The organism is Methanothrix sp., from assembly GCA_029907715.1.
GTDB lineage: Archaea > Halobacteriota > Methanosarcinia > Methanotrichales > Methanotrichaceae > Methanothrix_B.
Window position 1 is genome coordinate 1 of record JARYLI010000016.1, and the last position, 24,095, is coordinate 24,095.

Sequence of the window (24,095 nt, forward strand, 5' to 3'; positions counted from 1 at the left end):
TTCTGAGAGTACTGGCTTATGCATTGAGAATTCTATCAAGATTTAGTATAAAATAAATTTGAATGATAGACACACCCCATAAGAGCGACACATTTTAATACGATCCTTCATATGCACTGATTGATGAGCGCGCTGGTGAGAATCAACAGGATATGCGCGTGGATCCTTCTGGCACTGATGGTGATATTCATAGTAACCGGCTACTCCTGGCATAATCACATAATCATGAATCCCCGCCAGGCGGCGCAGATTCATACAACCCTGGACCCCGTCCTTGTGCTCTTCTTTCTCATGCATACCATGATAAGCGCTCGCTTTACGCTCATGAGGCATGGGCTGCGGGGCAGGTCGGTTGATCTTCTGCTTCTCTCCATCGGTCTCCTGTCATATCTTGCAGTGCTCAGGGTGGCGCTGTAGATTCGCTGTAACGCTCTCATCCATCGAAGAGGCACCACTCCTGCCATGCGCTCCTGGCGGTCCCCTCATTTATTTGATCTGCCAACATTGCCGATCGAAGGGGCACTTCTCCTGGCGGCGAATGAGTGCACAAGCAGCCACATCGCATGCCAATCAAAATCAGGTGCAGGCAGCGTTCAGCTGCTCGAGATGTTCGGATAAACGCTTGGCCCTTGTGAGGTGCACCTCCATGCGCCTTAGGAGCACATGTGGCGCCTCAGATGCTGTGGTGCACAGCGCGGTCCAGTACGATAACTCGCTCATGATGCTGCGAACGTACTCCTCGAGATGCGGTGAGAGGCGCTCTTTTTCACGGAGCCTTTCTATGCAGTCCCATATCCTCTCCTCCAGGCTAGCGATCTCGAGGAGGATCAGATTGAGCTGCTTTTCCACCTCCTCCATCTTCTCACCTTGGTTTGCGTGAGGTAATTGTCCACAGGTCGTGGAATGATCCGTTCTCCCTCAGGAATCGGTGCCTTACACCGAAAAGGATCACGAATCCCGTGAGGTCCAGATGCTGTTGATCTCAATGACACGTCAGCAAACCTGGCCTGAAACAGGAGTTTCCGCTGCTTATGCACTTCAGGAAGTTCTGTGATCCGTTCGGGGGGACTCACTGATAGGCAACGCTGTTACCCATATCGTCCTCGCTCACCACTATGGTGTTGTCGAACTGCCCCTGGACATCGCTGATGTGGCTTATTGCAAACAGCTGGGGGAACCTCACACCGAGGCTTCTGAGCATGTTGATCATCCTCTCCCTGTGCTCGATGTCCTGGGATCCGAAGACCTCATCAAGTATCATGAAGGAGTAGCCGCTCTCCTCTCCAGAAGACCTCATGAGATGCTCACTTATCGCAATTCTCACAGAAAGGGCTATCATATCTATTTCTCCGCCGGAGAACCTCCATATCGGATAATCCGTGCCCCTGTCATCGATGAGTATGTTGAAATTCTCATCTATCTTGAGGATGCTGTACTTGCCTGTGACCTCCTCCATTATCCTGGCTGCATTCTGGGCGATCTCGCCTCTCACCCTCACCAGTAGCGCATCCATGAACCTGACCAGCATGTCCCTGACCGTGGTTATCACCTGAGCTCTCCTGTTGAGCGCATCGATCTCTTCCTCCAGCGCTCTCTTTCTCTTCAGATCCCCATTCAGCTCTGAGAGGGTCCACTCCAGCCTCCTGAGCTCATCGCGCATCCTCGCATGCTCCTCACTTGTCCGTCTAAGCCTGTCCTCTGCATAGGAGAACCTGCTCTTCGCGTTCTCATAGGCTGCGTCGCTGTAACCCAGATCCTCAAGGCGCTCCCTTAGATCCGCTGCCTGGGCGTGCAAACCCCTCAGATCCGCCTCCGCCTCGAGCATCCTCGACCTCGATAGCTCCTCACCTGCGATCCTGACCCTGAGCTCGTTCGCGATCGATTCGATCTCAGCAAGCTTCGCCGACTCAGCTCTGAGCCTCTCATATTCATCGCGATCGAATCCGATCTCTGACATCTCTTTTTCAACCTTGAGTATATCTCCATCCACCCTCTGGACTCTCGCCCTCACAGCCTCCAGCCGCTTCTCGAGGCCCTCAATCTCGCCTGTTCGCTGGAGCAGAACCCTGTACCTTTCGTGGGAGCTCTGAAGATCTGAGAGAATCGATTTTGCCCGCAGGTATGCACGCTCGTCATAATCTAAAATGGCAATGCTCCTCGAGAGTTCGAGGATCCTCTCATCCAGCACAGATGCTTCCTCTCTGGTTTTCCTGAGATCGCTCTCCAGTCCTGGCAGTTTCTCGAGGCGTGCGAGCAGCTTCGCCCTCTCATCGATGAGCTCATCATAACCCGAAAGCGAGCACTTGACCTCTTCGTATCTCTCTGGATCGTACTCGACCTGGCCCATGGCACCGATCTCGCCATCCAGCATCGAGATCCTCTCCTCGATCTCTGATAGCTGGAGCCCGACCTCCCTCTGCTCGGCCTCAAGCGATGCGAGAGCATTTCTTCTCCTGCCCAGCGATTCCGCAGATGACCTCAGACCATCCTTGAGGTGCTGTGCGCGTTTGATGCGCTCGTTCAGATCGCGGAGCTCATCCGCAGCCCTCTCACACTCCCTTCTGTACCTGATGATCTCCTCTCTGTACTTTTCCGTGAGTCGGGCGTACTGATCGCCCAGTGGGCGCTCGCATGTCGGGCATGGGCTCTCCGCCCTGAGGCTCTCGATCCTCCTGAGGCTGTTCTTTGACTCCAGCATCCTGGATCTTGCGAGATTGCGGCTGCTCTCGATCTCTGCCCTTCTTTGATTCAGGGAGTCCATCATCTCTTCCAGCTGGATCTCCTTCTTCCTGAGCTCCCTCTCCTCCTGGGCGAGATCACCGATCTCGGAGATCTTCTTGCGGACCAGATCAATCCGCTTCAGGAGCTGGGCACGTCTTTCGATTTGCGCGTTCCTCTCGGAGAGCAGCTCATCAAGCATTCGACGTCTCTCTTTCGCATCTTCAAGATCCTCGAGCTCTTTCTTCAGCGATTCCAGGGCGGACAGCCTGCGCTCGAGATCCGGGAGCGATCTTCTGGCCTCGCGCAGCTCTTTCACATGGCCAGCTTTCATTTGGTAATCGCTCAGAAGCGTGGCTCTCCTCGCATCCAGCCCTGCAATGGAGGAGACCTGCGACATGAACCTCTCTTTCTTCCTCTCGAGCTCCTCCAGCACTCTGCCTGTTCTGACGTAGAGGTCAGCTTGCCCCCTGAGACCCTCCATCTCGGTGCGGCATCTGTACAGCTCATCGAGCCTGGTCTTCATCTCCTCCAGTGTACTCAACGCCTCTCTTCTCTCAACTTGAAGTCCCTTCAGGCTCGAGATCAGCCGCTCGTAGTCTCCCCGAGCTTCCTCCAGCTCGTGGAGTCTCTCTCTTATCTCATTCAGGCGCCTCAGATCAGGGGTGAGCTCCTCAAGCTTTTTCTTCTTTCTCTCAATCTCCTCGAGCCTCGCGCGCTCCTCTCTGAGCGTTCTCTCTTTATCTGCGATGTAGCCCTGAACGTGCTCGATCTCTCTCTTCAGCTGATCATGCTCCCGCCTCTTCTCCTCAAGCAGCTCCAGCGCCTTTCTGGCGCTCTCCATCTCTCTCTCGGCATCTCTGAGGGCGCTCTCCCTTCTGCTCAGCTCTGCCCTGGCTGATGCCTCCTGTGCTCTTATCTCCTCGATTCTCCTTTCCACATCGCCCAGCTCCGAGAGCGCTCCTTCAGCCATATTGATTCTCTGCTCGATCTCTCTCAGATCCTCCTTTGTGATCTCAAGCCCGATCTCGCGCAAATCCGCGAGGCCGAGGAGTTCCAGCAGGTACTCCCGCTTTCCGGCTCCGCCATCTCTTATGAGATTGTCAAGATCCTTCTGTCTTGCGTAGAAAGTTCTCATGAAATCCTGGAAGCTTATCCTTATCAGCCTGGAGAGGTGAGCATCGACCTCGCGCACACCCCTGGCGACCTGCTGGCCATTTATGCACAGAGATGCATCAGGCAGCATGCGCTTTCCCTTCATGATCCTTGATATGACAAGCTCCTTTTTTCCGATTGACAGGGTCAGATGGACCTCCACCGGTTCCTCCGGCCTGGCGTTCACGTTCTTTATGAACATCTTTTCCACAGTGGATGCCCTGTTTCCATAGAGCGCCCAGGCTATCGCCTCGACGATCGTGCTCTTGCCCGCTCCGTTCCCGCCGATTATGCCTGTGAGTCCGTCCTGGAACGTTATGTCCGCATGTCTGTACTTCTTGAAGTTGCGCAGCACCAGCCTATTGAGATGCATCCATACCCTCTGTGCCTCTCCTCTCGATCACCTTTCTGATCAGCTCGGTCCCGTAGCTCATGACATCCTGCCGGATCGCATTCGGTATCTTGTCCATCTCACCCTCCATAAACCGCACGAACTCAAGATCGAGGCGCTCCGGCGGTTTGATCTCCTCAGCCATTGCAGTCTCATCGTATTCCGGTTTTATCTTGAGGCAGAACATCGAGGACGCGAGCTTGCTCAGCCTTCTCTGATCCATTCTTCTGTAAGCTGCCCTGTTGACCCTCCTGAGGTCGATGCGGACGATCTTGTCTTTATCTCTGCCACACTCCTCCTCGATGAGATCCAGTATCTCCTCAGCCGTTCTTCCATAGCAGTCCAGCTCTACAATCCTCATCCCGATGTTCGGCACGGCGATGCTCTCCACACCACCAGTGCTCAGATCCACCATCAGCGCCCCCTTTGTCTGCGGAGCCTCGTTGAAGTTGAAGTACTCGATCGAGCCGCTGTACCAGGTGTTTTGAGCTATTCTCCTCTGATCATGGTAATGCCCGAGCGCGATATAGCTGAAATCGCTCTTCAGGAAGCTGTCGCTGACGATGTGCTCACCCACGGGTTTCATGCTCTGATCGCGCAGCGCCTCCACAAGCCCGTGCATCACAAGCACATCTGAACCGCCCCTCTCTATCTTTCTGAACTCCTCAACGTAATCCTCCTGGGTGAAGCAGAATGGTATGCAGTGGAAGACATGATCCCCGACCTCGAACCGCTCGTATCTGTATCTGTGGGCGATATACACATCCTCCATTCCATCGTAGAGGTAGAACGGGCTCAGAGCTGAGTAGCTCTTGGGAGCATCATGATTTCCGCTTATTATTATCACAGGAATGCCAGCACTGCTGAGGCGTTCCAGAGACTGCTTGAATATGCAGAGCGGTCTTATTCTGGGGCGGACATGATGGAAGACGTCGCCAGCATGCACCACAGCATCTGGCTTGAGCTCTAGGATCCTGTCGATGGCTCGCCTGAAGTCCCTGTATATGCACTCCTCCATGAGGTTCCTGCCCTTCTCATCCATCCTGCTGAAGCTCTGGAACCCCAGATGGGTGTCTGCGATGTGGACTATTCTCAAGGCATCCCCTCAGTCCGGTGTCGGCCTGAATGATCTTCTTGCGGGAGCACTCGCGCGGAGCCGCTCTATGTAATCCTCATACCTGTGTATCCTGGCAGGTATCGGGAAGGGCACGTTCAGCGTGCTTATGATCGCCTCCCCCTTCTCCAGGGTCTGGATCTCAACATCCAGCGATGACAGGTCCTGCTTTGCAGACTCCTCCACGCGCACCCTGTCATTCCTGTCCGCAAGCCCCATCACGACCATCGTGTTGAACTGCGAGAGAAGCTCCCTGTCTATCAGCTTCGGCTGCTGGGTTATCGCGCAAAGTCCAACCCCAAACTTTCTGCCTTCCCTGGCGATCTCCTCAAAGCGCGCAATCCTGCTCTCGCTCCCGAGAACCCTCTGCGCCTCCTCGATGACTATCATGCACTTCTTCCTCCCCTCCTCCTCGTTTCTGTAATCCTCCATTATACGTCTGGATATCAGAGAGAGGAGGAAGAGCTCGCTGCTCTCGCTCAGGTTGGGGATATCGATCAGCACGACCTTTCCGCTCTTTATGCCCTCGATTATCCCGGGGATGCTGGAGGGTTTCTCAGAGGATTTTATATATTTATTTCTTGAAAGTATATTCTCCAGCTTCCTGATCAGAACATCGACCGTCTTTTCTGATACCTTCGCCTTTTCTGTCAGCATATCTCTGCCCTTCTCATCGAGGATCTCATCTATCCACGACTCCCCCTCGAAGATCCGCTCGATGCTCTCCAGGGCGTCCATCTGCGCACCCGTCCACTCATGCAGCACCTTGATGTCATCTGGCAGTATATCCTTTCTGGAGATCGTGAGCTCACTGACCTCCGACAGAGTGTAATTCCTGGGTTCTGTGGAGTAACATTTAAGGCTTGATGCATATGGGGTGAGGTGAAGAAGCCCCTTGCCGGCCTTTCCGCCTCTCAGGTACTCCCCATGGGGATCTACTATGAGCAGCCCGAACTCGGATCTGTTCTCTGAAGCAAGCTTCATGCATGAGGCTGCGAAGACCTTCATGAAGTTGGACTTGCCCATCCCAGTGGTTGCGAATATGCCCATATGATGATCCATCGCGCTGCTGTGGAGCGCCACGGCGACATCAGTGTCCATGCTGCCGTTTCTCAGGACGCCGACCTCGATATCGCCCATGGTATCTTTCAAAAAATCGAACTCTTCCGCCTCGGTCCTCTTCACCCTGGAGAATTTTGTGGGTATGGTCTTCGCCTTTCTGAATGCGCCTTTTCTTCTGGCGCGATCTCGGGGTATGCACCCGAGCGGCTCTGCGATGACCCTGTTGAAGATCTGCTCCTCATCATAGAGCTCCGTGCCCCTGATGCTCGTGTCCCATCTCCCATCGTAGTTCGAGTCGTGCTGCACATTGACAACACGGGCGAGAAAGAGCATATCCCTGTCCTCCACAGTGAATATCTCCCCCACATCTGCCTTTTCATCATAGGGTATTACAAACTCGTATGATCGCACGTCCTTTGCAAGTATTCTGTATGCATTTCCTGGCATGCTCTTCAGCACCATCCTATCCACGGAACTCAAGGCGATCCCCTTCATCTCTGAGCGTCATTTATCTTTGAACTTTTTGATGTCTTTAACGGAAACAGGTCTTCTGGGTCGCGGTCCTGAATCTGGAAAGACAGCTGGCGGTCACAGCGCATCCGGAGAGACCACAAGGCCTACAATTATTATGGTCAGAACGCCGACAAGCAGCATCTTCAGCCCGCTTATCAGCGCCACCTCCTCGCTTATCCTGGCCAGGAAGAGCCCGAGGAGGAAGAGCACGACCAGTCCCAGAGCAAGCGAGAGCATTGCTGCGGTGCTCATGCTTATCATCGGGACCATTAAGAACGGAGATATCAGTAGGAGGGCAGCAATCGTCGGGCTGAGGCCATCGACGAGCGCGACCGCGATGCTCGCAGTTCTGAATGCCCTTACAACGTGCGTCCCGTCGAGATCTCTGAGCATTGCAGATTCCAGCTTCCTGATGTCCCTCATTCTTTCAGCTCTCTCCGCCATGTAAGCGCCGCTCATTCCCGATATGCCCATCGCTATGCTTCCTCCCACTCCGGCAGTTATCACAAATCCAGAATCCTGGACACCTGAGAGATATGCCCCAAGAACCACACCCATGATCGTCAGAACGCCATCAAATGCGTTCATAACGAAGAGACGCCTGGCTATCTCCAGCGCTCCGCTGGCTTTGAGGTACCTTCTGTAAAGCTCTATGCGCGAGGTCACCACAATCTACCACACATGGTATGTGTCACATGGTTTTTAACATTTTGAACCCGAAATACGAGCGCCCTCCGGATGAGCATGCAGGTGAAAACAGAACCCAGACCATTTTGCCATCAAAGAGCTCGATTGGCATCATGTTTTTATTACCACTCATCACCTCATAAATTGTTCGATCATCGATCATTCGACTTCGTCGAAACTCTTCGACGCAGTCGAAGATAAGTCGAAACGAACGCATAGCGTGACTTGTGCCTCTTCGGGCAAGTTATCAAATGGATAAGAGCGATCGACTTTACCAAGCCGCATGTCCCAACCCAGAAAATATTGTTATACTTCATACAAATCTTTTTCAATATAGTTATAAATACAAAAAGATCCTGCCCCTCAAATCAAACCTCAATTACCGTCTACCCCCTTTCTAAAGTAGGATGTAATATAAATTGAATTATTTTAACGTTACCAGGAGATAGTAGTAGAGAACAATGTCAAGATAATTTAGGCTTATAATCTCGAACGCCACCGATTTTTACTATAATTCCAATTTGTATGAATTGGCCCTATGCTATCGGATTCTTATTCAACACAGCACTCAAAAGAGATAATTTAAATATATGTCCGAATCATTGCCCCCAGCCATGGAAATGAAGCTGGATCCCTGGGGCACATCTCAGATCGAAGATTACTCAAAGCTTTTCGAGGAGTTTGGAATCTCGCGATTCGAGGAGATTCTGCCGGAGATCGACGATCCACATCCCTACATGAGGAGGCGCATCATATTCGGGCACAGAGATTACGATGTCGTTCTCAGGGCGATGAAGGAGCGCAGGCCCTTTGCGGTCATGAGCGGCTTCATGCCCAGCGGCAGAGCGCACTTCGGACACATGATGGTGATGAACGAGATCATATGGCATCAGAGGCATGGCGCGGATGCATTCGTCGCCATCGCAAACATGGAGGCGCATGCCGTGCGCGGGATCAGCTGGCAGAGGTGCAGGGAGCTCGGGATCAACGATTACATCGTGAGCCTCATAGCGCTCGGCTTCGAGCCCACAGGCCACATATACTTCCAGTCAGAGAACTACAGGATGAGAGATCTCGCATTCGAATTGGCTGCAGAGACGAACTTCTCAGAGGTGAGTGCAATCTATGGTTTCTCCGGAGAGACCTCCATCGGCCACATGGAGAGCGTGATGGCTCAGGGCGCGGATATACTCCATCCGCAGCTTCCAGACTACGGGGGTCCTAAGCCTGTTGTTGTTCCGGTGGGATCTGACCAGGACGCGCATATGAGGCTGACCAGGGATCTCGCATACAGGATGCGAAAATTTCTGGTCGAGCAGAGGGAGGGATACATAAGCATCCGGGGGAAGGCTGCAGGCACGGATCTCATCACAGCGGCTGCAAATGCTCTGATCGATGCCGGATACAGGATCAGGCAGTACTCAGAGCACATAGATCTCTTCGATGGTGACAGCGCTGAGAGGATCGATGAACTCATAAGAGAGGTCGAGGTGAAGAACGGCGAGTTCGGCTTCATCCCCCCAGCATCGATATACCACAGGTTCATGACCGGGCTGACAGGCGGAAAGATGTCGTCCAGCCGGCCTGAGAGCCACATAGCGCTGACGGAAGATCCTGAGGAGGCCGCGAACAAGATAATGAAGGCGATAACCGGAGGGAGGCAATCCTTGGCTGAGCAGCGGCGCTATGGCGGAGAGCCTGAGAGGTGTGCCGTCTACGAGTTCCTGCTCTTCCACCTCGCTGAGGATGACAGGGAGCTGGAGGAGCTGTACAGGGAATGCAGAAGCGGCAGGCAGATGTGTGGCTCGTGCAAGAAGAATGCCGCAGCCAGAATCAGGGAGTTCCTCAGAGAGCATCAGAGCGCCCGCAGGGATGCCATTCACAGGTTAAAGGAGTTCGGGCTGAAGCCTTGATCTGAGCTCTTCTGCTCCGGCTTACCCTCCACGAAACCCGAGTTTGTGCCCCTCATCATGTTGGCGGATCAGCGGGATGCGGCTCGAGTGAATCTGCATCGATGTTGCCCCCTCGATGGTATCTGGACCATTGAGATCCTGATCTCTCAGAACTGCTCATGGATCATCCCGCAGGAGATCACCAATTTCCCGGTGTCTCCATCAGATGATCCATACAGCCTCCTTCAGGTCATCGACATTGAATCATGGATGTACTTTTTGCACCATATTTGACGCCTACCGGTCTTCCCGGATCTCCTGCAGGATCTCTTCACGGACAAAAGAGAAATAATAAAAGATGGTAATTGATCAGTTAGGATTCAGGCTTTCATGCTCCGCCACAGAATGGAGGCGGTCGGACGGGACAGATAGAGAAGATGCCCACGGGGATTCCTGGGCTGGATGAGATGCTGGAGGGCGGGATACCGGTACCTTCCAGTGTTTTGATCGCTGGGGAGACCGGCAGCGGAAAGACGACCCTGTGCATGCAGTACCTCTTCAAGGGAGCGGAGCTTGGTGAGCGCGGGATATACTTCATGGCCCTCAGCGAGCCTGCCGATCTGATGCTCAGGTTCATCTCCACCTACGAGTTTGTGGATCACAGACACTTCGGCACCCTGATAAGATACGTTGATCTCGGGGAGGTGATCGAGAGGGGTGATGAGGACGAGATCCTGGAGCTGATGGATCGTGAGGTCAGGAGCTTTCATCCCAGAAGAATAGTCATAGACTCCCTGCCCTTCCTCAGAACGGTGCTGAGGGATGGTTACAGCAGATTTCTCTTCAGGCTGGGCGCCATGATGAAGAGCTGGAACAGTGTGGTCCTGATAACAGCCGAGTCCAGATCGAGCACCCCGTATCCGCAGGATATCGCCTGCATAACGGATGGGGTGATAATACTGTATAACATGGAGATAGGCAGGACCAGAAGGCGATCCCTGGAGATACTCAAGATGATGGGAACATCCCACCGCGCTGGGAAGCATGCTCTCGATATAACTTCGAAGGGCATCACGGTTTACCCGGGACTGTAGGCCATGACCATATCAACAAAAGGATTATTTGAGCAGGTCGAACTGTGGGTGCTGGCCTTCATAATAGCCGTGGCTCTGTTCAACTGGCCGCTCCTCTCGATACCCAGCCCCGATGAGAGGATACTGGGATTCCCCGAGCGACTGGTTTACATCCTGCTGGTGTGGCTGCTTGTGATCCTCTGGGCATACATCTTCGACAGGAGGGGTTCCAGGTGAGCGCGCCGCTGTTCGCATTCGCTCTCATGGTCTCCTACCTCCTGCTGCTGAGCTTAATAGCATACTACGCGGACAGACAGAGGCAGGCCGGCAGGAGTATAGTCTCAAATCCATATGTCTATGCGTTATCCCTGGCGGTGTACTGCACAGCATGGACATTCTATGGAAGCATCGGTAGAGCTGCGACAAGCGGCCTGGAGTTTCTCACGATATACATCGGCCCTACACTTGCGATGCTCCTTGGATGGGTGATGATACGCAAGATAGTCCGGATATCAAAGGAGTACCGTCTCACATCTGTCAGCGATTTCATAAGCTTCAGGTACGGCAGAAGCTACGCCATAGGCGCAATAGTGACCGTTGTGAGCCTGATGGTCGTCATACCGTATGTCGCACTCCAGCTCATCGCCATATCCAGCTCAATACAGATAATAAGCGGCGGAGAGACGTTCTGGGGTACAAAGCTTGTCGTGGCAGTCCTGCTCGGCATATTCGCGATAATCTTTGGAGCGCGCCATCTCGATCCGATGGAGCGGCACGAGGGTCTTGTCGCAGCGGTCGCATTCGAGTCCATAGTCAAGCTGACTGCGTTCGTTATCGCTGGCGCCTACATCACATGGGGTATATTCAACGGATACTCTGAGATAATAGACCGTGTCCTGTCAACAGAGGAGTTCTCGCATCTCATCAACATAGATTACACATCCTGGTTCTCGCTCACGCTGATATCCTTCTTCGCCGCATTTCTCCTCCCCAGACAGTTTCACGTCATGGTTGTTGAGAACGCTGATGAATCGCATATACGAAAGGCGATGTGGCTCTTCCCGCTTTACCTCCTTCTGATAAACCTCTTCGTTCCAGCGATAGCCGGCGCCGGTATGATTCTGGGCGTTCCCGGCGTGGAGGATATGTTTGTCATAGAGATCCCCTACTTGATGGGCAACATACCTCTCGCTGCGCTAGTGTTCATAGGGGGCGCTTCTGCAGCCACTGCGATGGTGCTGGTGGACAGCGTTGCAGTCGGTCACATGATGCTGAACGAGCTCGAGCTGCCATACCTCATGAGGTATATAGGGAGGGGCAGGGGTCTCCCGGGTCTTCTGCTCAACGCCAAGCGCATCAACATCCTTCTGGTGGTGGCGCTTGGATACCTTTACTCCAGAGCCGTCGAGTACCAGAGCCTTGTTGATATCGGTCTGGTATCATTCGTGGCCGCAAGCCAGATGGCGCCGGCTGTGATTGGAGGTCTCTACTGGAGAAGAGGCAGCAGGGAGGGGGCGATCGCAGGCATGAGCGCAGGGTTTGTGCTCTGGATATACACCGCGCTTGTTCCCACAGTTGCCAAGGCCGGCTGGCTCTCACAGTCGATCTTGGAATCAGGCCCGTTCGGGATATCTGCGCTCATCCCGACAAACCTTTTTGGCGTGGATCTGGACCCCTGGTCGAACTCGGTGTTCTGGAGCCTCTTCGCGAACGCAGTACTGTATGTGCTTCTCTCACTGATGAGCACCCCGACGCCTGAGGAGAGGGTCGAGGCAGAGGGGTTTGTTGAGATATTCAGCGAGAGGAGGGGCGCGATCCCGATCGAGCGGCCGGCCATAAGATTGGGAACAGTTGATGAGGTCGAGTCGATGCTGGCCAGATACATCGGGGCAGAGAAGGCCAGGATGCTGATAGACGCGGATCTTGCAAGGCTTGGCGTCTCAAGGGAGAAGGTCGATGCCAGGCACCTCCTGGACCTCTGGGATCACGTGGAGAGGGTTCTCACAGGATCGCTTGGCACATCAACAACTAGGATCATAGTGGAGGAGCAGATCACGCCCAGGCCGGTTGCTGAGAGAATTGGAGCTGCTCCGCTGAAATTCAGGCTCGAGCCTGGGAAGATATACTTCTCAGCTGAGAAAGCATACGAGATCTTCACGGATCAGGTGACGCACGGGTTTGAGGGGCTGTGTGTCACACGGAGACCGCCGGAGGATGTGAGGAGCAGGTGTGGTCTAAGGGAGACACCGATCATATGGCTGAACCCCAGGAGAGAGGGCAGGGAGAAGCAGATATCCCCCACGAACCTTCCGCTTCTCTTCCTCACTATAAAGACATTCGTCGAGAGCAGCAGGAAGGGCGTGATACTTCTGGACAATCTTGAGCATCTCGTGCTTGCCAATGAAAATGTGATACCTGAGGAGGACGTGCTGGATTTTGTAAATCAGCTTGAGAATCTCGTTCGCAGAACAAACGCCAGGCTCATCCTGGCGGATTCGCCCGACTACATCGGCTTCTGTGGTGTATCCGAGGTGGAGCCTGTGGAAGTAAAAGGGCTGATATTCACTGCAGGCCCGCTGCCATCGTATCTCCTCAGGGCGTTCATACTTGCCATAATCGCGGGGACGAGATCTCCTGAGGCTGCAATGGATATCGCCAATTCTGTTCTCAGCGAGCAGTCAGGGATCGCAGAGGGTGCATCTTGCGATCCCGACATGCGTGGCAGGGGCCTGATCGAGATCGATACGCATTGCAAGATCACGAGAAGGCATTTCTTCACGATACTAAGGCGCATCTGCGCCTCTGTGAGCAGAACAGATCCCGGCTTCGATTCTGTAAAGGTACTGAGGCCGCTCATCGACAAGTACGGATTCAGCATCTACGAGCTGATACTGAATCCAGGAACGACATATGCGATCGAGGAGGACAAGCCGGTTCGGTGCTTCGAGATTTTCAGCGAGCTGATCCACGCAGGGCTCGATGGGCTGTGCATATCAAGGTACAACCCGGAGAGCCTCCGTGAGAAGTACGGGATCTCGCCCGAGAGGGTCATATGGCTCACGCAGAAGACGGAGGAGGGAAAGTTCAGATCCGTGGATCCCACGAACTTCCCGAGGCTCAGCTCGATGATATCAGATTTCCTGAGGAGAGCTGAGTACCCTGTGATACTCATGGAGGGTATCGGCTACCTTATAACACAGAGCAACTACGAGACCGTGCTGAGGTTCATTCAGTCGCAGAGGGATGAGGTCTCACTTAGGGGGGCTGTGATGCTCGTGCATATCGATCCGCTCTCTCTCGACACAAAGGAGCTCCACAGGCTTGAGGGCGAGATGGAACAGCTGAAGCTCTGAGGTTCTCGCTGAGGCCGGATTCGCTTGTCGAACTGCATAGGCAATCCGTGGACATGTGTGATCCTCCAGCGCCTCCAGCTCTGTGAAGAATTCAGAATATCAGGGGCCTCTTCAGGAGGTCTCTGGCTGTTTCTAGACGGATTCATATAACCACCTGGGGTGCGAGGGTGGCGGAAAATCCGGTCTTCAAGCTGGAGATGAGGCGTACCCAGCCTGGAGTTATTTATCGAACATGGCCCTGAGGATCGTTCCGATAAAAGAGAGATCCGGCGCCAGCATCATCAGAATCCGGAGCAGCACGCGGCTCGGCCTGTCGATATCGCCATGGCTCTCTATCGCTCTTACGACCTCCGGCCTGGAGGCGATCTTTCTTATCATCATATCGATATCCTCATCGCTCATGCGTCTCAGGATATCGTTGACCTTCATGCCCAGAGAGATCTCTCTGCCGATAGCGGATCTCCATTCGCGCTCGTATCTCTCAAGCTGCCCTCCATTTAAAACATGCTCAGCTGCAACCCTTCCGGCGATGCGGCCGCAGATTAGACCGGGGTACACGCCGCCGCCGGATGTGGGCTTCACCTGAGCTGCGGCATCCCCGACAACGAGCATGCCATCTGCAACTGTTCTATCGGGCGGGCCGAGCGGCAGTCCTCCAACAACAACTGAAACCGGAGAGCCGCGGATTCTATCTTTTATCCTCTCAGAGCTCAGGAACCTCCTGAGGTGGAAGCATGCGCTCTCTGTGGCGCAGAGGCCCACTCTCGCTGAGCTTCTGGATATCGGGATCACCCATGCGAAGAGGCCCGGCGCGATATCCCTCCCCAGGTGCACCTCCACAGACTCGATCTCATCCACATCAAAAGGCACCTCAACCTGTGCGCCGGAGAGAATGCGTTTTGGAGGGGGGATGCCCGAGCGTCTGGCTATCGATGCCCTCACCCCCTCAGCAGAGATAACAGCGCGTGCTGCGATCTCTTTATCGCCCATCTCCAGAACCGTCAGATCTCCAGATCTTCTCAGGGACTTCACATGCGCGCCAAACGTTATCTCAACCCCATGACGCGCAGCCGCCACCGCCATACTCCTGTCGAAGAGCCTTCTATCGACAGCCCACGCCCTGATATCCGGCGACCTGAAAGAAAGCCTGGAGCCGTCCGGGGAGATGAATACAGCGCCTCTGAAGGGATTCAGGAGGAAGCCCTCCGCCCGTATCTCCGATGCCTCAAGCGCTCTGATTCCGAGGAGGCCGGCGCACTGAACAGGATATCCTATGGCCCGGTGCTCCTCCAGGAGGATGGTGGTGGCCCCACAGATGGCCGCATGCTTCGCTGCCATCAGCCCTGCAGGACCTCCACCTATCACAGCGACATCAAAGCGATCCATCTCACACAGCTAAGATTATCTTCCATAACATCTTTTTGTGTGCTGGTGTTGAGCTTGGAGATACTCTGGCTTTCAGAAGATAACGTGAGATCTGTTCTGACCATGGAGGAGGCCATCCCGGCTGTGGAAGCTGCATTCGCAGAGCATGGCCTGGGGAACGTTCAGATGCCACCGAAGTCGTATCTCTACTATGAGCATGGAGATCTCAGAACGATGCCTGCATACATAAAAAAGCTAGAAGCGACAGGTGTCAAGATTGTCAACTCTCACCCAGGGAACCCGGAAAGGGGGATGCCCTCGGTGATGGCCGTGGTCGTACTGAACTCTGTCGAGACCGGAGCACCGCTGGCACTGATGGGCGGCACATACCTCACAGCGGTGCGCACTGGAGCTGCAGGCGGGATCGCGGCGAAGCACCTTGCGCGCAGAGAGTCGAGCGCCGTGGGCATCATCGGCGCTGGAGCGCAGGCGAGGACCCAGATCATGGCCCTCTCAAGGCTCTTCGATCTTGAGGTTGTGAGGGTCATGGATAAGAGCCATGAGCGCGCGAGGGCGTTCGTCTCAGATGTGAAGGGTTTTCTGGGATGCGATTGTGTTCCCGTGAGCGATGGAAGGGACGCATGTGAGTGCGATATACTCGTCACAGCCACCCCCTCGAGGGCGCCTGTTGTTCTATCAGACTGGGTGAGGGACGGGACGCACATCAACGCGATCGGTGCTGATGCTCCTGGAAAGCAGGAACTTGATCCCAATTTGCTGAAACGCGCCAAGGTGGTCGTCGATGATCTCTCTCAGGCGATCCACTCCGGCGAGGTGAATGTCCCTATATCCAGGGGAGAGTACAGCGGCGATGAGATACACGCCCAGCTCGGGGAGATTGTTGCCGGGAAGATGCCAGGGAGGGAGAACGAAAGGGAGATAACGATCTTCGACTCCACAGGCCTGGCCATCCAGGATATTGCCGTGGCCAGCTTGGTTTACAGAAAGGCGAGAGAGCTCAATATCGGTACCGTGCTGGATTTCATATGAGCTGAGGAAGCATTTTCATGAAGAAGTTTCCGCCAACCCAGGAGGTTCTATGAGCAGAGCGGAGTACTCCATGGTCGCATGCGGCGTCTTCAGAAAAGAGATCGAGAGGATCTCGGAAGATCTGGATTTCTCATTTGATCCCCTTTATTTGGATCCAGGTCTGCATGTGGATTTCGATGAGCTGGCGCTTAGGCTGAGAGAGGCGCTGGAGTCATGTAGAGATGAGAGGACCATCGTGGTCTACGGCGCCTGCCATCCCAGGATGGACGACCTTTTGAGAGGATTCAGAGCCGAGCTTATAGACTGCCAGAACTGCATAGACGCTTTCATAACAAGGCGCGAGGTTGAGAGGATAGCATCAGAGGGGCTCTACTTCTACCTGACCCCGGGATGGGTCGATTGCTGGCGCGAGATATTCCGGCGACTCGGCTGGGGCATGGAGGAGGCCCGCCTGGAGATGGGATCATTCAAAGGAGTGATATTCATCGACACGCTCGGAAATGCAGACGCCTACGAGAAAGATCTCCTGGAGTTCATGGACTTCACGCTCCTTCAGTACAGCATAATCCCCGGAAAGCTTGATCACTTCAGATCGCTCATATCTGATGCGGCGAAGAGGCTGGAGGTTCGTTATGGATGAGCTGGATGAGATAAGGAGAAAGAAGCTCGAGGAGCTGAAGCGTGAGCTGGCCGCGAGGTCGCAGGGGATGCCCACGATAGAATACCCGGACAGGCCGGTTCTGGTGACCGACAGCAGCATCGATGCTGGGATAAAGCAGTATCCTGTATTCGTGGTCGACTGCTGGGCGGAGTGGTGCGGGCCGTGCAGGGCCATCGCGCCTGTGATAGATGAGATGGCGCGCGAGCTTAAGGGGCACGTCGTCTTTGGAAAGCTGAATGTGGATCAGAATCCGCTCACATCAAGAAAATACGGCATCACCGCAATACCCACGCTCCTGGTCTTCAGGAACGGCAGGCTCGTCGACAGGCTTGTGGGAGCATATCCTAAGCAGATCCTGATGAGCAGGATCAAGAAGCATCTGGATTAGATCGCATCGAGCGCTCCAGAGAAGATTCCTGGAAAGAACACATCGAAGTGACATCAACGCATCAATTAAACTTGACATTGTTCTCTACTACTATCTCCCGGTAACGTTAAAATAAAATATTTTTAATTTATATTGCCTTCTACTTTAGAAAGGGGGTAGACGGTAATTGAGGTTTGATTTGAGGAGGCGAGATCTTTTTGTGTTTATAACTATATTGAAATAGATTTGTATGAAGTATAACAATATTTTCTGGGTTGGGGCATGCGGCTTGGTAAAGTCGATCGCTCTTATCCATCCGATAACTTGGCCCGAAGAGGCACCAGTCACACTATGCGTTCGTGGTGAGCGAATGAGTGCATTCAGCGACCAGCCCGCATCTCCTTCAAGTTGCTGAATACATAAGAGCGAACGGAGTTCCCTTCGGCTGGGTCGGAATGGACTGTTTCTACGGCGAACAGTCACATCTCCGGAAGAAGCTCGATGAGGAAGGGCTGGTCTATATCGCAGACATAGCCAGGGACACTCGAGTCTGGATCAAAATGCCTGAGATCGGCATACCAGAACGAAATGGAGATCGAATTCCATCGCGCAAACGGGTTCTCGACGGCGAACCTGAGCCGATATAGGTACAAAACTCAAAGGCCAGATTCAGGATTGGTCTATTGTAACAGGGATACGGAGATAAAGGTGCTCCAGATCGAGATCGCAGCCATACGAGTCCATCCGGTCGAGGAGAGACTGCCAGGCAAGGAACAATGGCTCATACGCTCTTATATGATTGGCAACTTGTGGGTCATACAATGTGGTTGCTGAACGCACTTATTCATTCACCAGAAATGCATAACAGAACCAGTACTTCTATGTTTAAGTCATCATATGGATAAGAGCGGGCTCATAATCAGAAAAGATTCTGGAAGCTCATCATTCAAGTACCAGCTATCGAACGCACCATCTGATACTGAAATCGAACGACTCGCCAAAATGTCATGCAGCCGCTACTGGATCGAACGCGCGTTCGAAGATGCTATATGTATCGCATCACTCGCAGATTATGAGACCCGATCGTGGAGAAGCTGGCATCACCACGTCAGGTCTTCCTCGCAATGCTCGCTGTACTGATGATGCAGATAGAGCTCAGCTCAAAGGCAGATCTGCTGACAGTCCAGGACGTCAGGGGATACTCGAGGTCATAATCCCGAGAAGAATGATCGATGATCGCACAATCCTGGAAATCATAAAGGACAGGCATAAAGCCAGAATCTCTGCCAGAGTATCGTATCATAGAAGATCTGCAGCATCGTCCTCTAAATAGTAGTGGGAGATGGCAATGTCAAGCTACACATGTCGATCTTAACCGATGACGCATGGATGCCTATCAGGCTTCGCTCAATTTCGGGGGTTAAACCTGGAATGGTAGTACAGTTTTAGACGTTTCAGTGCCCAAATGATGGGGGATAAGGTTTTATAACATTTACACTTAGTACTTTCTGTACAAATGTACTTTTGTACGAAAGTACAGGAGGTGAAGGATGTGAGGTATGTGACAGATATAATGGATGTCGCGCAGCTGCATGAGGATGAGAGAAGAGCCCTGTCTGGTGTGACGGAGAATTTCGCATTTAAGGCCAGCAGCTACTACCTGTCGCTGATAAACTGGGACGATCCATGCGACCCTCTCAGAAAAATTGTTATTCCAGACTCAAATGAGATGTACAGCTGGGGCATGAAGGATCCATCCAGCGAGAGATCCTACACGGTTCTGCCCGGACTTCAGCATAAGTACAAACAGACAGCACTCATGCTCGTCAGCAATGCATGTGGATCCCTCTGCAGGTTTTGCTTCCGGAAAAGAATATTCATAGACAGCCATCATGAAACCGCCATAGATCTTCCCAGAGCAGTGGATTACATAAGAGAGCATGCAGAGATAACAAACGTCCTTCTCAGTGGTGGAGATCCCCTCATGCTTCCCACAGAAAGGCTTGAGGAGATTGTGAGGAGGCTGCGGGAAATAGACCATCTTCATATCATACGCATTGGCACAAAGCTTCCGGTCTACGATCCATTCAGGATTACAGAGGATCCGTCGCTTCTCGAGATGGTGAAGCGCCACAGCCATGAAAACCGGAGGATATATTTCGTGATTCACTTCAACCACCCTAAGGAGATCTCGAGTGAGACCCTGAAAGCTGTCAGCCAGCTACAGGAGGCAGGCGCAATAACCGTGAGCCAGACACCGCTTCTGAGAGGTGTGAATGACAATCCAGAAACGCTGGCACAGCTCTTCAAGAAGCTCTCGTTCATCGGTGTATCTCCTTATTACGTATTCCAGTGCAGGCCTTCTATCGGAAACTACCATTTCCAGGTTCCCGTTGAGACGAGCTATGCGATCGTTGAAAAGGCCAAGTCAATGTGTTCAGGTCTGGCCAAGCGAGCCAAGTTCGTAATGTCACATGCTACAGGGAAGATCGAGGTCGTCGGGCTCACAGACAGGTATGTTTACATGAAGTACGCTCAGGCTGCAGATCCGGAGAATATTGGTATGTTCATGGTCTTCGAAAGGAATCCCGCAGCTTTCTGGTTCGATGACTATTCAGATCCCGTAGATCACCATCGTCTGGATGTGCAGGAGACTGGAGCCTCCGGAGATGTGTACGCATCACAAGCAGAAGAGAGCGGTGAGCTCCACGCAGCAACCACGATGGATTAGAGTGTCCCTACAGGAGCGAGGACTGAGGGAACGGCAGCTTCCAACGCTTTTGGTGTTGACCTGTCGACTGTGTGGATCCACGGGTCCATCGATGAAACGAGACCGCTGGATACCGGGAATTGGGCTGCACGCTCAATTCTCATCCTCACTCAGGCGCATACATCTGAAATACGCGTTCAGCACGCACACATCATCCTGAGGACCCAACTGCTCGAAGAGCTCGCACGGAGATCCTCTGTAGCATTCCATCTCGTGTATCCTGCATACGGCAATTCCATCTGCAAATGTGAGATGCGGGCATGGCTCTCCAGCTCTCTTAAATATTACAGGCATCCTGTGAGCTTTATCGAGAGTGCCATCAGGCCTTATCGCATCCGGGTTCGGAATGGCGACGTCAAGGTGGATGCAGCAGCATCCGCATCGCAGGCATATCATAGAATCTCCTGGGGTTCAGGGGCAGCAAAAACTCCGATCTTTATGCCGGAGTAGCTGACGCCTGTCTCCGCACATCTCATGGGAACGTTCAGGTTTTCGGGGCTGTTCAGGAGCTGTTTGCTCAAACCATCCGCGAGATCATCGATGCTATGAGCTTTGCCGGAGCTCTCGGCGCGAGCCACCTTAAAAAGCTCCTGTAGCTGAGGCCGTGCGCGTGTATGTCTATGTACCTCTCCAGGAGCGACCTGTCGTCCATGAACATGTTGAAGAGCTGATCTGGAAATCGGTGCATGATCCGGGCCAGAAGAAATGACGCTCTGAGATCGTCTCCGAACTCGTTTTTACACCTGCGCTGGTACTCCACGAGATCGCATCCATCGCTGAGATGCTCTGCGGCGACCTCTGCTGCGATCTGCCCAGACCTCACAGCGTAGGCGATCCCCTCCCCTGTGAAGGGGTCCACCATGCCAGCCGAGTCGCCGCAGAGCATTGTTCTCTCACCTGCAAGATATCTGGATGGCCCTGAGAGCGGGATCGTGTGGCCATGGATCTTGCCGTGGAACCCCCTCGAGCTCATGAGTCTTTCCATGAGTCCTCTTATCTTCGAGGGTCTAAGACCGCCAGCGCCGACTGAGAGGTAGCTTCCGTGAGGGAACACCCACGCGTAGCCCATATCCGCCTCCCCAAAGTGAATCTCCATGGAGTCGCTGATCTTTTCGGCAGCCACCTCTGAGACCAGGCACATACCCGTCATTTCATTTCTTGGACGCATCTTCCTGCTCAGCATGCCTGTGTGACCATCAGCCAGCACCAGGGTCCTCCCTTCATAGGTATCACCTGCTCTGATCCGGACGCCCTCCCCCATCTCCGATACCTCTGTGGCCTTCCTGCCGAACAGGACCTCTGCTCCGGCCTCCTCTGCCCTTCTCACCAGCATCTCATCGAATGCGCTTCTGGTGACGAGCGTTGAGAGCCTTTCGGACCGTGAGATCTCAGCGCATCTCCCTCTGAAGAATATCCGTATTCGGGATGTCTCTGCATCAATGACCCCCTCTGGGATCCTGAATCCCAGATATGACCTCGCTCTCTCTGACAGAGCGCCGCCGCATGGCTTGTACCGAGGGAATCTCTCCTTCTCTATGAGAAGAACCCGCAGGCCGCGCCTGACGCCCTCAAGAGCTGCAGATGCGCCTGCAGGGCCCCCACCTATCACTATCAGGTCGTACATAGAGGAGCTAGGCCGCATCCCTGGAGGAGATCAGGCTCTGGTATGCCTCCCGGGCCATATCAGCTACATCGATCTCGAGCTCTCTCGCCACCAGAAGTGCAACAGCATCCAGCTCAACCAGCCTCTGGAGCGAGTCCTGCCGCTCGTTTATCATCGCTATGATCTCTTTTCTACTCATGCCGGTCTTCGAGGATATCATTCTTACCGCCCTCTCGAATATGCTCTCGACCGGGGTGGGTTTGAACCCAACAGGTATCTCGATATCCTCTCTGGAATGCACCACATCTCCATCGATGCGAACCAGGCCCTCCTTTTCCGCTTCCATGAGAAGCGCCCTCACCTTTTCTGGAGGTCCCCACTTCATGTCCAGCGAGAGTGCAAATATGAAGTCGCTTATCTTCAGGCTGCTCTTCCCACGCTTCTTGAACGGCAGGGCCACAAGGTACCTCTTCTCCTGATCCAAATGTAACACCCTCTCTTCGGTGACGCCCCGGGTTAGCCGGGGTATGGGGACAATAATGGCGATCTGTCACAGCACTGAATTTCTCTGATCGCCAGCAGCTCCCTGAGTCTCCATTATGTGTGCCTATATAATGCTCTCGCAACGTTCACACATGTGGGGACATGTGATCGGGGATGCTCACATCATCTCGCCGGTGTTTATCAGAATCCCTTCTGTGCTTCCGGTGCTCCTGGCAGTACTGCCAGGCATGAGAGGACCGGTGCATATCCGGCTCGGAAGGCATTTATTCCAGCAGTCTGAGTGGGTCTCATGCGATATGTTCTTTGTCTCCTGGCATGCCTGCTGTTGCTGTGCACAGCAGATGCGCTCTTCGAGAATACCTCACCACAGATGTATATTGACAGGTACAACAGCAATATAGATCAGGCGCCCCAGATGCTGGGGGAGCTGCTCGGAAGCGAGAGGGTCGAGATCAACATACTCCTCAATAACGGCACGCTGTACATGTTCGGCCTGGAGACGTTCAAGGGGCGCATAGTGGCCTCATACCCTGGTGGGATTGAGGATCCGACTATAACCATAGAGACATCTGAGAGCACGATCCAGAGGGTGGCATCATCCAGCGATCCTGTGGCGGCATTCAAGGATGCCAGAGACAGGGGAGAGGTGAAGATAGAGGCCACCAGGCTCACAACACGGCTCAAGCTCGCGCTCGTGCTGGCGAGTGCGGATGTCTTTAAGTACTTTTTAGGTGTATTCTTTGCATAGAGGAAAAATTATGAAAGTGCTCGCCATAAACGGAAGCCCCAAGATGGATGCGGGGAACACAGCTCGCATACTGAATCCGTTCCTGGATGGCATGCGGGAGGAAGGAGCCGATGTGGAGCTGTTCCACACCAGGAAGCTCAAGATCGGACCATGCAACGGCGATATGAGCTGCTGGTTCCGGAACCCTGGAAGGTGCGGCCAGAACGACGACATGCAGATGTTATATCCGAAGTTCGAGGATGCCGATGTTATAGTATGGGCCACGCCTGTGTACTTCTCGGGAGTCACCGGCCCGCTCAAGAACCTGATGGACAGGCAGCTCCCGCTTCACGTTCCAGGCACGACGCCAAAGAAGAGGCAGAAGGTTGTGCTGGTCTCATCCTGCGGCGCGTGGGAGATCGGGGCGTTCGATCCCATCATCGCACAGATGAGGGCGATATACTCAATGCCTGATGCGGCCGAGTTTGTCGCCGCGCTCCTCCGCCCTGGCGCAGAGGCGATGAGGTTCCTGCCTGAAGGTGCAATGGACGACGTGATCCAGGCCGCAAGGGACGCTGGCAGAGAGCTCGTGAGGACGGGGCGAATCTCAGAGAGCCTGCTCCAAACTGTTAGCAGACCGCTTATGAGCGAGGAGGAGTACATGAAGGCAGCGGAGAAGGCCATGGAGGAGGTCAGAAAGGGTGCATGAGCCGCGAGGCTCTGGCATCCTCCCTGTACAACCGGACTCTGTACATACAACCGGAGATTGATGGGCGATTTCAGGAAGAGCTCAGGACTGATCAGCCTCTGACATCCGGGCAGCCCTGGAGCTTCCAGAGGCCTCTTGCAGTTGTTGAGTTTGATTGCAGACCCTGGCTTCTTGAGCCACACAGGATGGGGCACTCTCTTCGATCTTTTTTGTTGCCGGCTGCTGATCAGTGCCACACCGCTGGGCGTTCAGAGTATTTGCTCAATATCGTGAGCGTACTTGAGTTACTGATCAAGTGAAGCCGCTATCATCGGGCATAGTCGTTCATACAGAAATCGTCAGGAGGGCAATTTAGCTCAACAGCATGTTCCGTTCAGATAC

22 protein-coding genes are annotated in these 24,095 nt (G+C 53.7%); 13 read left to right on the forward strand and 9 right to left on the reverse strand.

Features of this window, described 5'->3' with window-relative positions:
- Positions 1–123 precede the first annotated feature (123 nt).
- Complete coding sequence (locus QHG98_08375; protein ID MDH7597731.1) at positions 124–417, forward strand: hypothetical protein; 294 nt, start codon at positions 124–126, stop codon at positions 415–417.
- 159 nt (positions 418–576) lie between these two features.
- Here QHG98_08375 and QHG98_08380 read toward each other — a convergent pair whose 3' ends face one another.
- The 5 genes from QHG98_08380 to QHG98_08400 form a co-directional block, all read right to left on the reverse strand.
- The gene (locus tag QHG98_08380) at positions 577–858 is read right to left on the reverse strand and encodes a hypothetical protein (GenBank protein MDH7597732.1); all 282 of its coding nucleotides are present in this window, start codon (positions 856–858) and stop codon (positions 577–579) included.
- A gap of 211 nt (positions 859–1,069) precedes the next feature.
- Complete coding sequence (locus QHG98_08385; protein MDH7597733.1) at positions 1,070–4,246, reverse strand: SMC family ATPase; 3,177 nt, start codon at positions 4,244–4,246, stop codon at positions 1,070–1,072.
- On the reverse strand, positions 4,233–5,360 hold the full coding sequence (locus QHG98_08390; GenBank protein ID MDH7597734.1) for an exonuclease SbcCD subunit D: 1,128 nt from the start codon (positions 5,358–5,360) through the stop codon (positions 4,233–4,235). Before QHG98_08390 ends, QHG98_08385 begins: the two co-directional genes overlap by 14 nt.
- A 9-nt stretch (positions 5,361–5,369) precedes the next feature.
- Positions 5,370–6,911, reverse strand: a complete 1,542-nt coding sequence (locus QHG98_08395; GenBank protein ID MDH7597735.1) for an ATP-binding protein — start codon at positions 6,909–6,911, stop codon at positions 5,370–5,372.
- 117 nt (positions 6,912–7,028) lie between these two features.
- Complete coding sequence (locus QHG98_08400) at positions 7,029–7,622, reverse strand: VIT1/CCC1 transporter family protein (protein MDH7597736.1); 594 nt, start codon at positions 7,620–7,622, stop codon at positions 7,029–7,031.
- Positions 7,623–8,254: 632 nt separating this feature from the next.
- Here QHG98_08400 and QHG98_08405 point away from each other — a divergent pair.
- From QHG98_08405 to QHG98_08420, 4 genes are all read left to right on the forward strand, one after another.
- Entirely contained in the window at positions 8,255–9,553 is a 1,299-nt protein-coding gene (locus tag QHG98_08405; GenBank protein MDH7597737.1) for a tryptophan--tRNA ligase, read from the forward strand.
- A gap of 416 nt (positions 9,554–9,969) precedes the next feature.
- Positions 9,970–10,626, forward strand: a complete 657-nt coding sequence (locus QHG98_08410) for an ATPase domain-containing protein (GenBank protein ID MDH7597738.1) — start codon at positions 9,970–9,972, stop codon at positions 10,624–10,626.
- Between the two features lie 48 nt (positions 10,627–10,674).
- Positions 10,675–10,842, forward strand: coding sequence for a hypothetical protein (locus tag QHG98_08415; GenBank protein ID MDH7597739.1), 168 nt, complete (start codon positions 10,675–10,677; stop codon positions 10,840–10,842).
- Positions 10,839–13,958 carry a DUF835 domain-containing protein gene (locus tag QHG98_08420; protein MDH7597740.1) on the forward strand — a complete coding sequence of 1,040 codons (3,120 nt, stop codon included), beginning with the start codon at positions 10,839–10,841 and terminating at the stop codon, positions 13,956–13,958. The genes QHG98_08415 and QHG98_08420 overlap by 4 nt, the downstream gene beginning before the upstream one ends.
- A gap of 219 nt (positions 13,959–14,177) precedes the next feature.
- Here QHG98_08420 and QHG98_08425 read toward each other — a convergent pair whose 3' ends face one another.
- The gene (locus tag QHG98_08425; protein ID MDH7597741.1) at positions 14,178–15,344 is read right to left on the reverse strand and encodes an NAD(P)/FAD-dependent oxidoreductase; all 1,167 of its coding nucleotides are present in this window, start codon (positions 15,342–15,344) and stop codon (positions 14,178–14,180) included.
- 45 nt (positions 15,345–15,389) lie between these two features.
- On the opposite strand from QHG98_08425, the gene ala reads away from it, so the two are divergent.
- The 6 genes from ala (at position 15,390) to QHG98_08455 (ending at position 20,132) form a co-directional block, all read left to right on the forward strand.
- On the forward strand, positions 15,390–16,373 hold the full coding sequence (ala, locus tag QHG98_08430) for an alanine dehydrogenase (GenBank protein ID MDH7597742.1): 984 nt from the start codon (positions 15,390–15,392) through the stop codon (positions 16,371–16,373).
- Positions 16,374–16,422: 49 nt separating this feature from the next.
- Entirely contained in the window at positions 16,423–17,013 is a 591-nt protein-coding gene (locus QHG98_08435) for a DUF1638 domain-containing protein (protein MDH7597743.1), read from the forward strand.
- Positions 17,006–17,422, forward strand: a complete 417-nt coding sequence (gene trxA / locus QHG98_08440; GenBank protein MDH7597744.1) for a thioredoxin — start codon at positions 17,006–17,008, stop codon at positions 17,420–17,422. The genes QHG98_08435 and trxA overlap by 8 nt, the downstream gene beginning before the upstream one ends.
- A gap of 353 nt (positions 17,423–17,775) precedes the next feature.
- A complete protein-coding gene (locus QHG98_08445; GenBank protein MDH7597745.1) occupies positions 17,776–18,048 on the forward strand; it encodes a transposase in 273 nt (90 codons plus the stop codon).
- A 438-nt stretch (positions 18,049–18,486) separates the two neighbouring features.
- Entirely contained in the window at positions 18,487–18,615 is a 129-nt protein-coding gene (locus QHG98_08450; GenBank protein ID MDH7597746.1) for a hypothetical protein, read from the forward strand.
- 302 nt (positions 18,616–18,917) lie between these two features.
- Positions 18,918–20,132: a KamA family radical SAM protein gene (locus QHG98_08455; GenBank protein MDH7597747.1), complete on the forward strand. Its 1,215-nt coding sequence runs from the start codon at positions 18,918–18,920 to the stop codon at positions 20,130–20,132.
- A gap of 132 nt (positions 20,133–20,264) precedes the next feature.
- Here QHG98_08455 and QHG98_08460 read toward each other — a convergent pair whose 3' ends face one another.
- The 3 genes from QHG98_08460 to QHG98_08470 all read right to left on the reverse strand — a co-directional run bounded on the left by QHG98_08460 (position 20,265) and on the right by QHG98_08470 (position 22,267).
- On the reverse strand, positions 20,265–20,567 hold the full coding sequence (locus QHG98_08460) for a hypothetical protein (protein ID MDH7597748.1): 303 nt from the start codon (positions 20,565–20,567) through the stop codon (positions 20,265–20,267).
- 121 nt (positions 20,568–20,688) lie between these two features.
- Complete coding sequence (locus QHG98_08465; protein ID MDH7597749.1) at positions 20,689–21,795, reverse strand: NAD(P)/FAD-dependent oxidoreductase; 1,107 nt, start codon at positions 21,793–21,795, stop codon at positions 20,689–20,691.
- Between the two features lie 7 nt (positions 21,796–21,802).
- Complete coding sequence (locus tag QHG98_08470; GenBank protein ID MDH7597750.1) at positions 21,803–22,267, reverse strand: DUF2240 family protein; 465 nt, start codon at positions 22,265–22,267, stop codon at positions 21,803–21,805.
- Positions 22,268–22,567: 300 nt separating this feature from the next.
- Between QHG98_08470 and QHG98_08475 the strand changes: the two genes are divergently transcribed.
- Together QHG98_08475 and QHG98_08480 are read left to right on the forward strand one after the other, a co-directional pair.
- Positions 22,568–23,026 (forward strand): hypothetical protein, encoded by a 459-nt coding sequence (locus tag QHG98_08475; protein MDH7597751.1) that lies wholly within the window; start codon positions 22,568–22,570, stop codon positions 23,024–23,026.
- A 10-nt stretch (positions 23,027–23,036) separates the two neighbouring features.
- Positions 23,037–23,714 (forward strand): NAD(P)H-dependent oxidoreductase, encoded by a 678-nt coding sequence (locus QHG98_08480; protein ID MDH7597752.1) that lies wholly within the window; start codon positions 23,037–23,039, stop codon positions 23,712–23,714.
- The last annotated feature ends 381 nt before the right edge of the window (positions 23,715–24,095 follow it).

Coding starts and splice junctions, on each gene's coding strand:
- QHG98_08375 (MDH7597731.1), top strand. CDS start 124: ATGAGCGCGCTGGTGAGAATCAACAGGATATGCGCGTGGATCCTTCTG.
- QHG98_08380 (MDH7597732.1), bottom strand. CDS start 858: ATGGAGGAGGTGGAAAAGCAGCTCAATCTGATCCTCCTCGAGATCGCT.
- QHG98_08385 (MDH7597733.1), bottom strand. CDS start 4,246: ATGCATCTCAATAGGCTGGTGCTGCGCAACTTCAAGAAGTACAGACAT.
- QHG98_08405 (MDH7597737.1), top strand. CDS start 8,255: ATGGAAATGAAGCTGGATCCCTGGGGCACATCTCAGATCGAAGATTAC.
- QHG98_08410 (MDH7597738.1), top strand. CDS start 9,970: ATGCCCACGGGGATTCCTGGGCTGGATGAGATGCTGGAGGGCGGGATA.
- QHG98_08425 (MDH7597741.1), bottom strand. CDS start 15,344: ATGGATCGCTTTGATGTCGCTGTGATAGGTGGAGGTCCTGCAGGGCTG.
- QHG98_08435 (MDH7597743.1), top strand. CDS start 16,423: ATGAGCAGAGCGGAGTACTCCATGGTCGCATGCGGCGTCTTCAGAAAA.
- trxA (MDH7597744.1), top strand. CDS start 17,006: ATGGATGAGCTGGATGAGATAAGGAGAAAGAAGCTCGAGGAGCTGAAG.
- QHG98_08455 (MDH7597747.1), top strand. CDS start 18,918: ATGTACTTTTGTACGAAAGTACAGGAGGTGAAGGATGTGAGGTATGTG.
- QHG98_08460 (MDH7597748.1), bottom strand. CDS start 20,567: ATGATATGCCTGCGATGCGGATGCTGCTGCATCCACCTTGACGTCGCC.
- QHG98_08465 (MDH7597749.1), bottom strand. CDS start 21,795: ATGTACGACCTGATAGTGATAGGTGGGGGCCCTGCAGGCGCATCTGCA.
- QHG98_08475 (MDH7597751.1), top strand. CDS start 22,568: ATGCGATATGTTCTTTGTCTCCTGGCATGCCTGCTGTTGCTGTGCACA.
- QHG98_08480 (MDH7597752.1), top strand. CDS start 23,037: ATGAAAGTGCTCGCCATAAACGGAAGCCCCAAGATGGATGCGGGGAAC.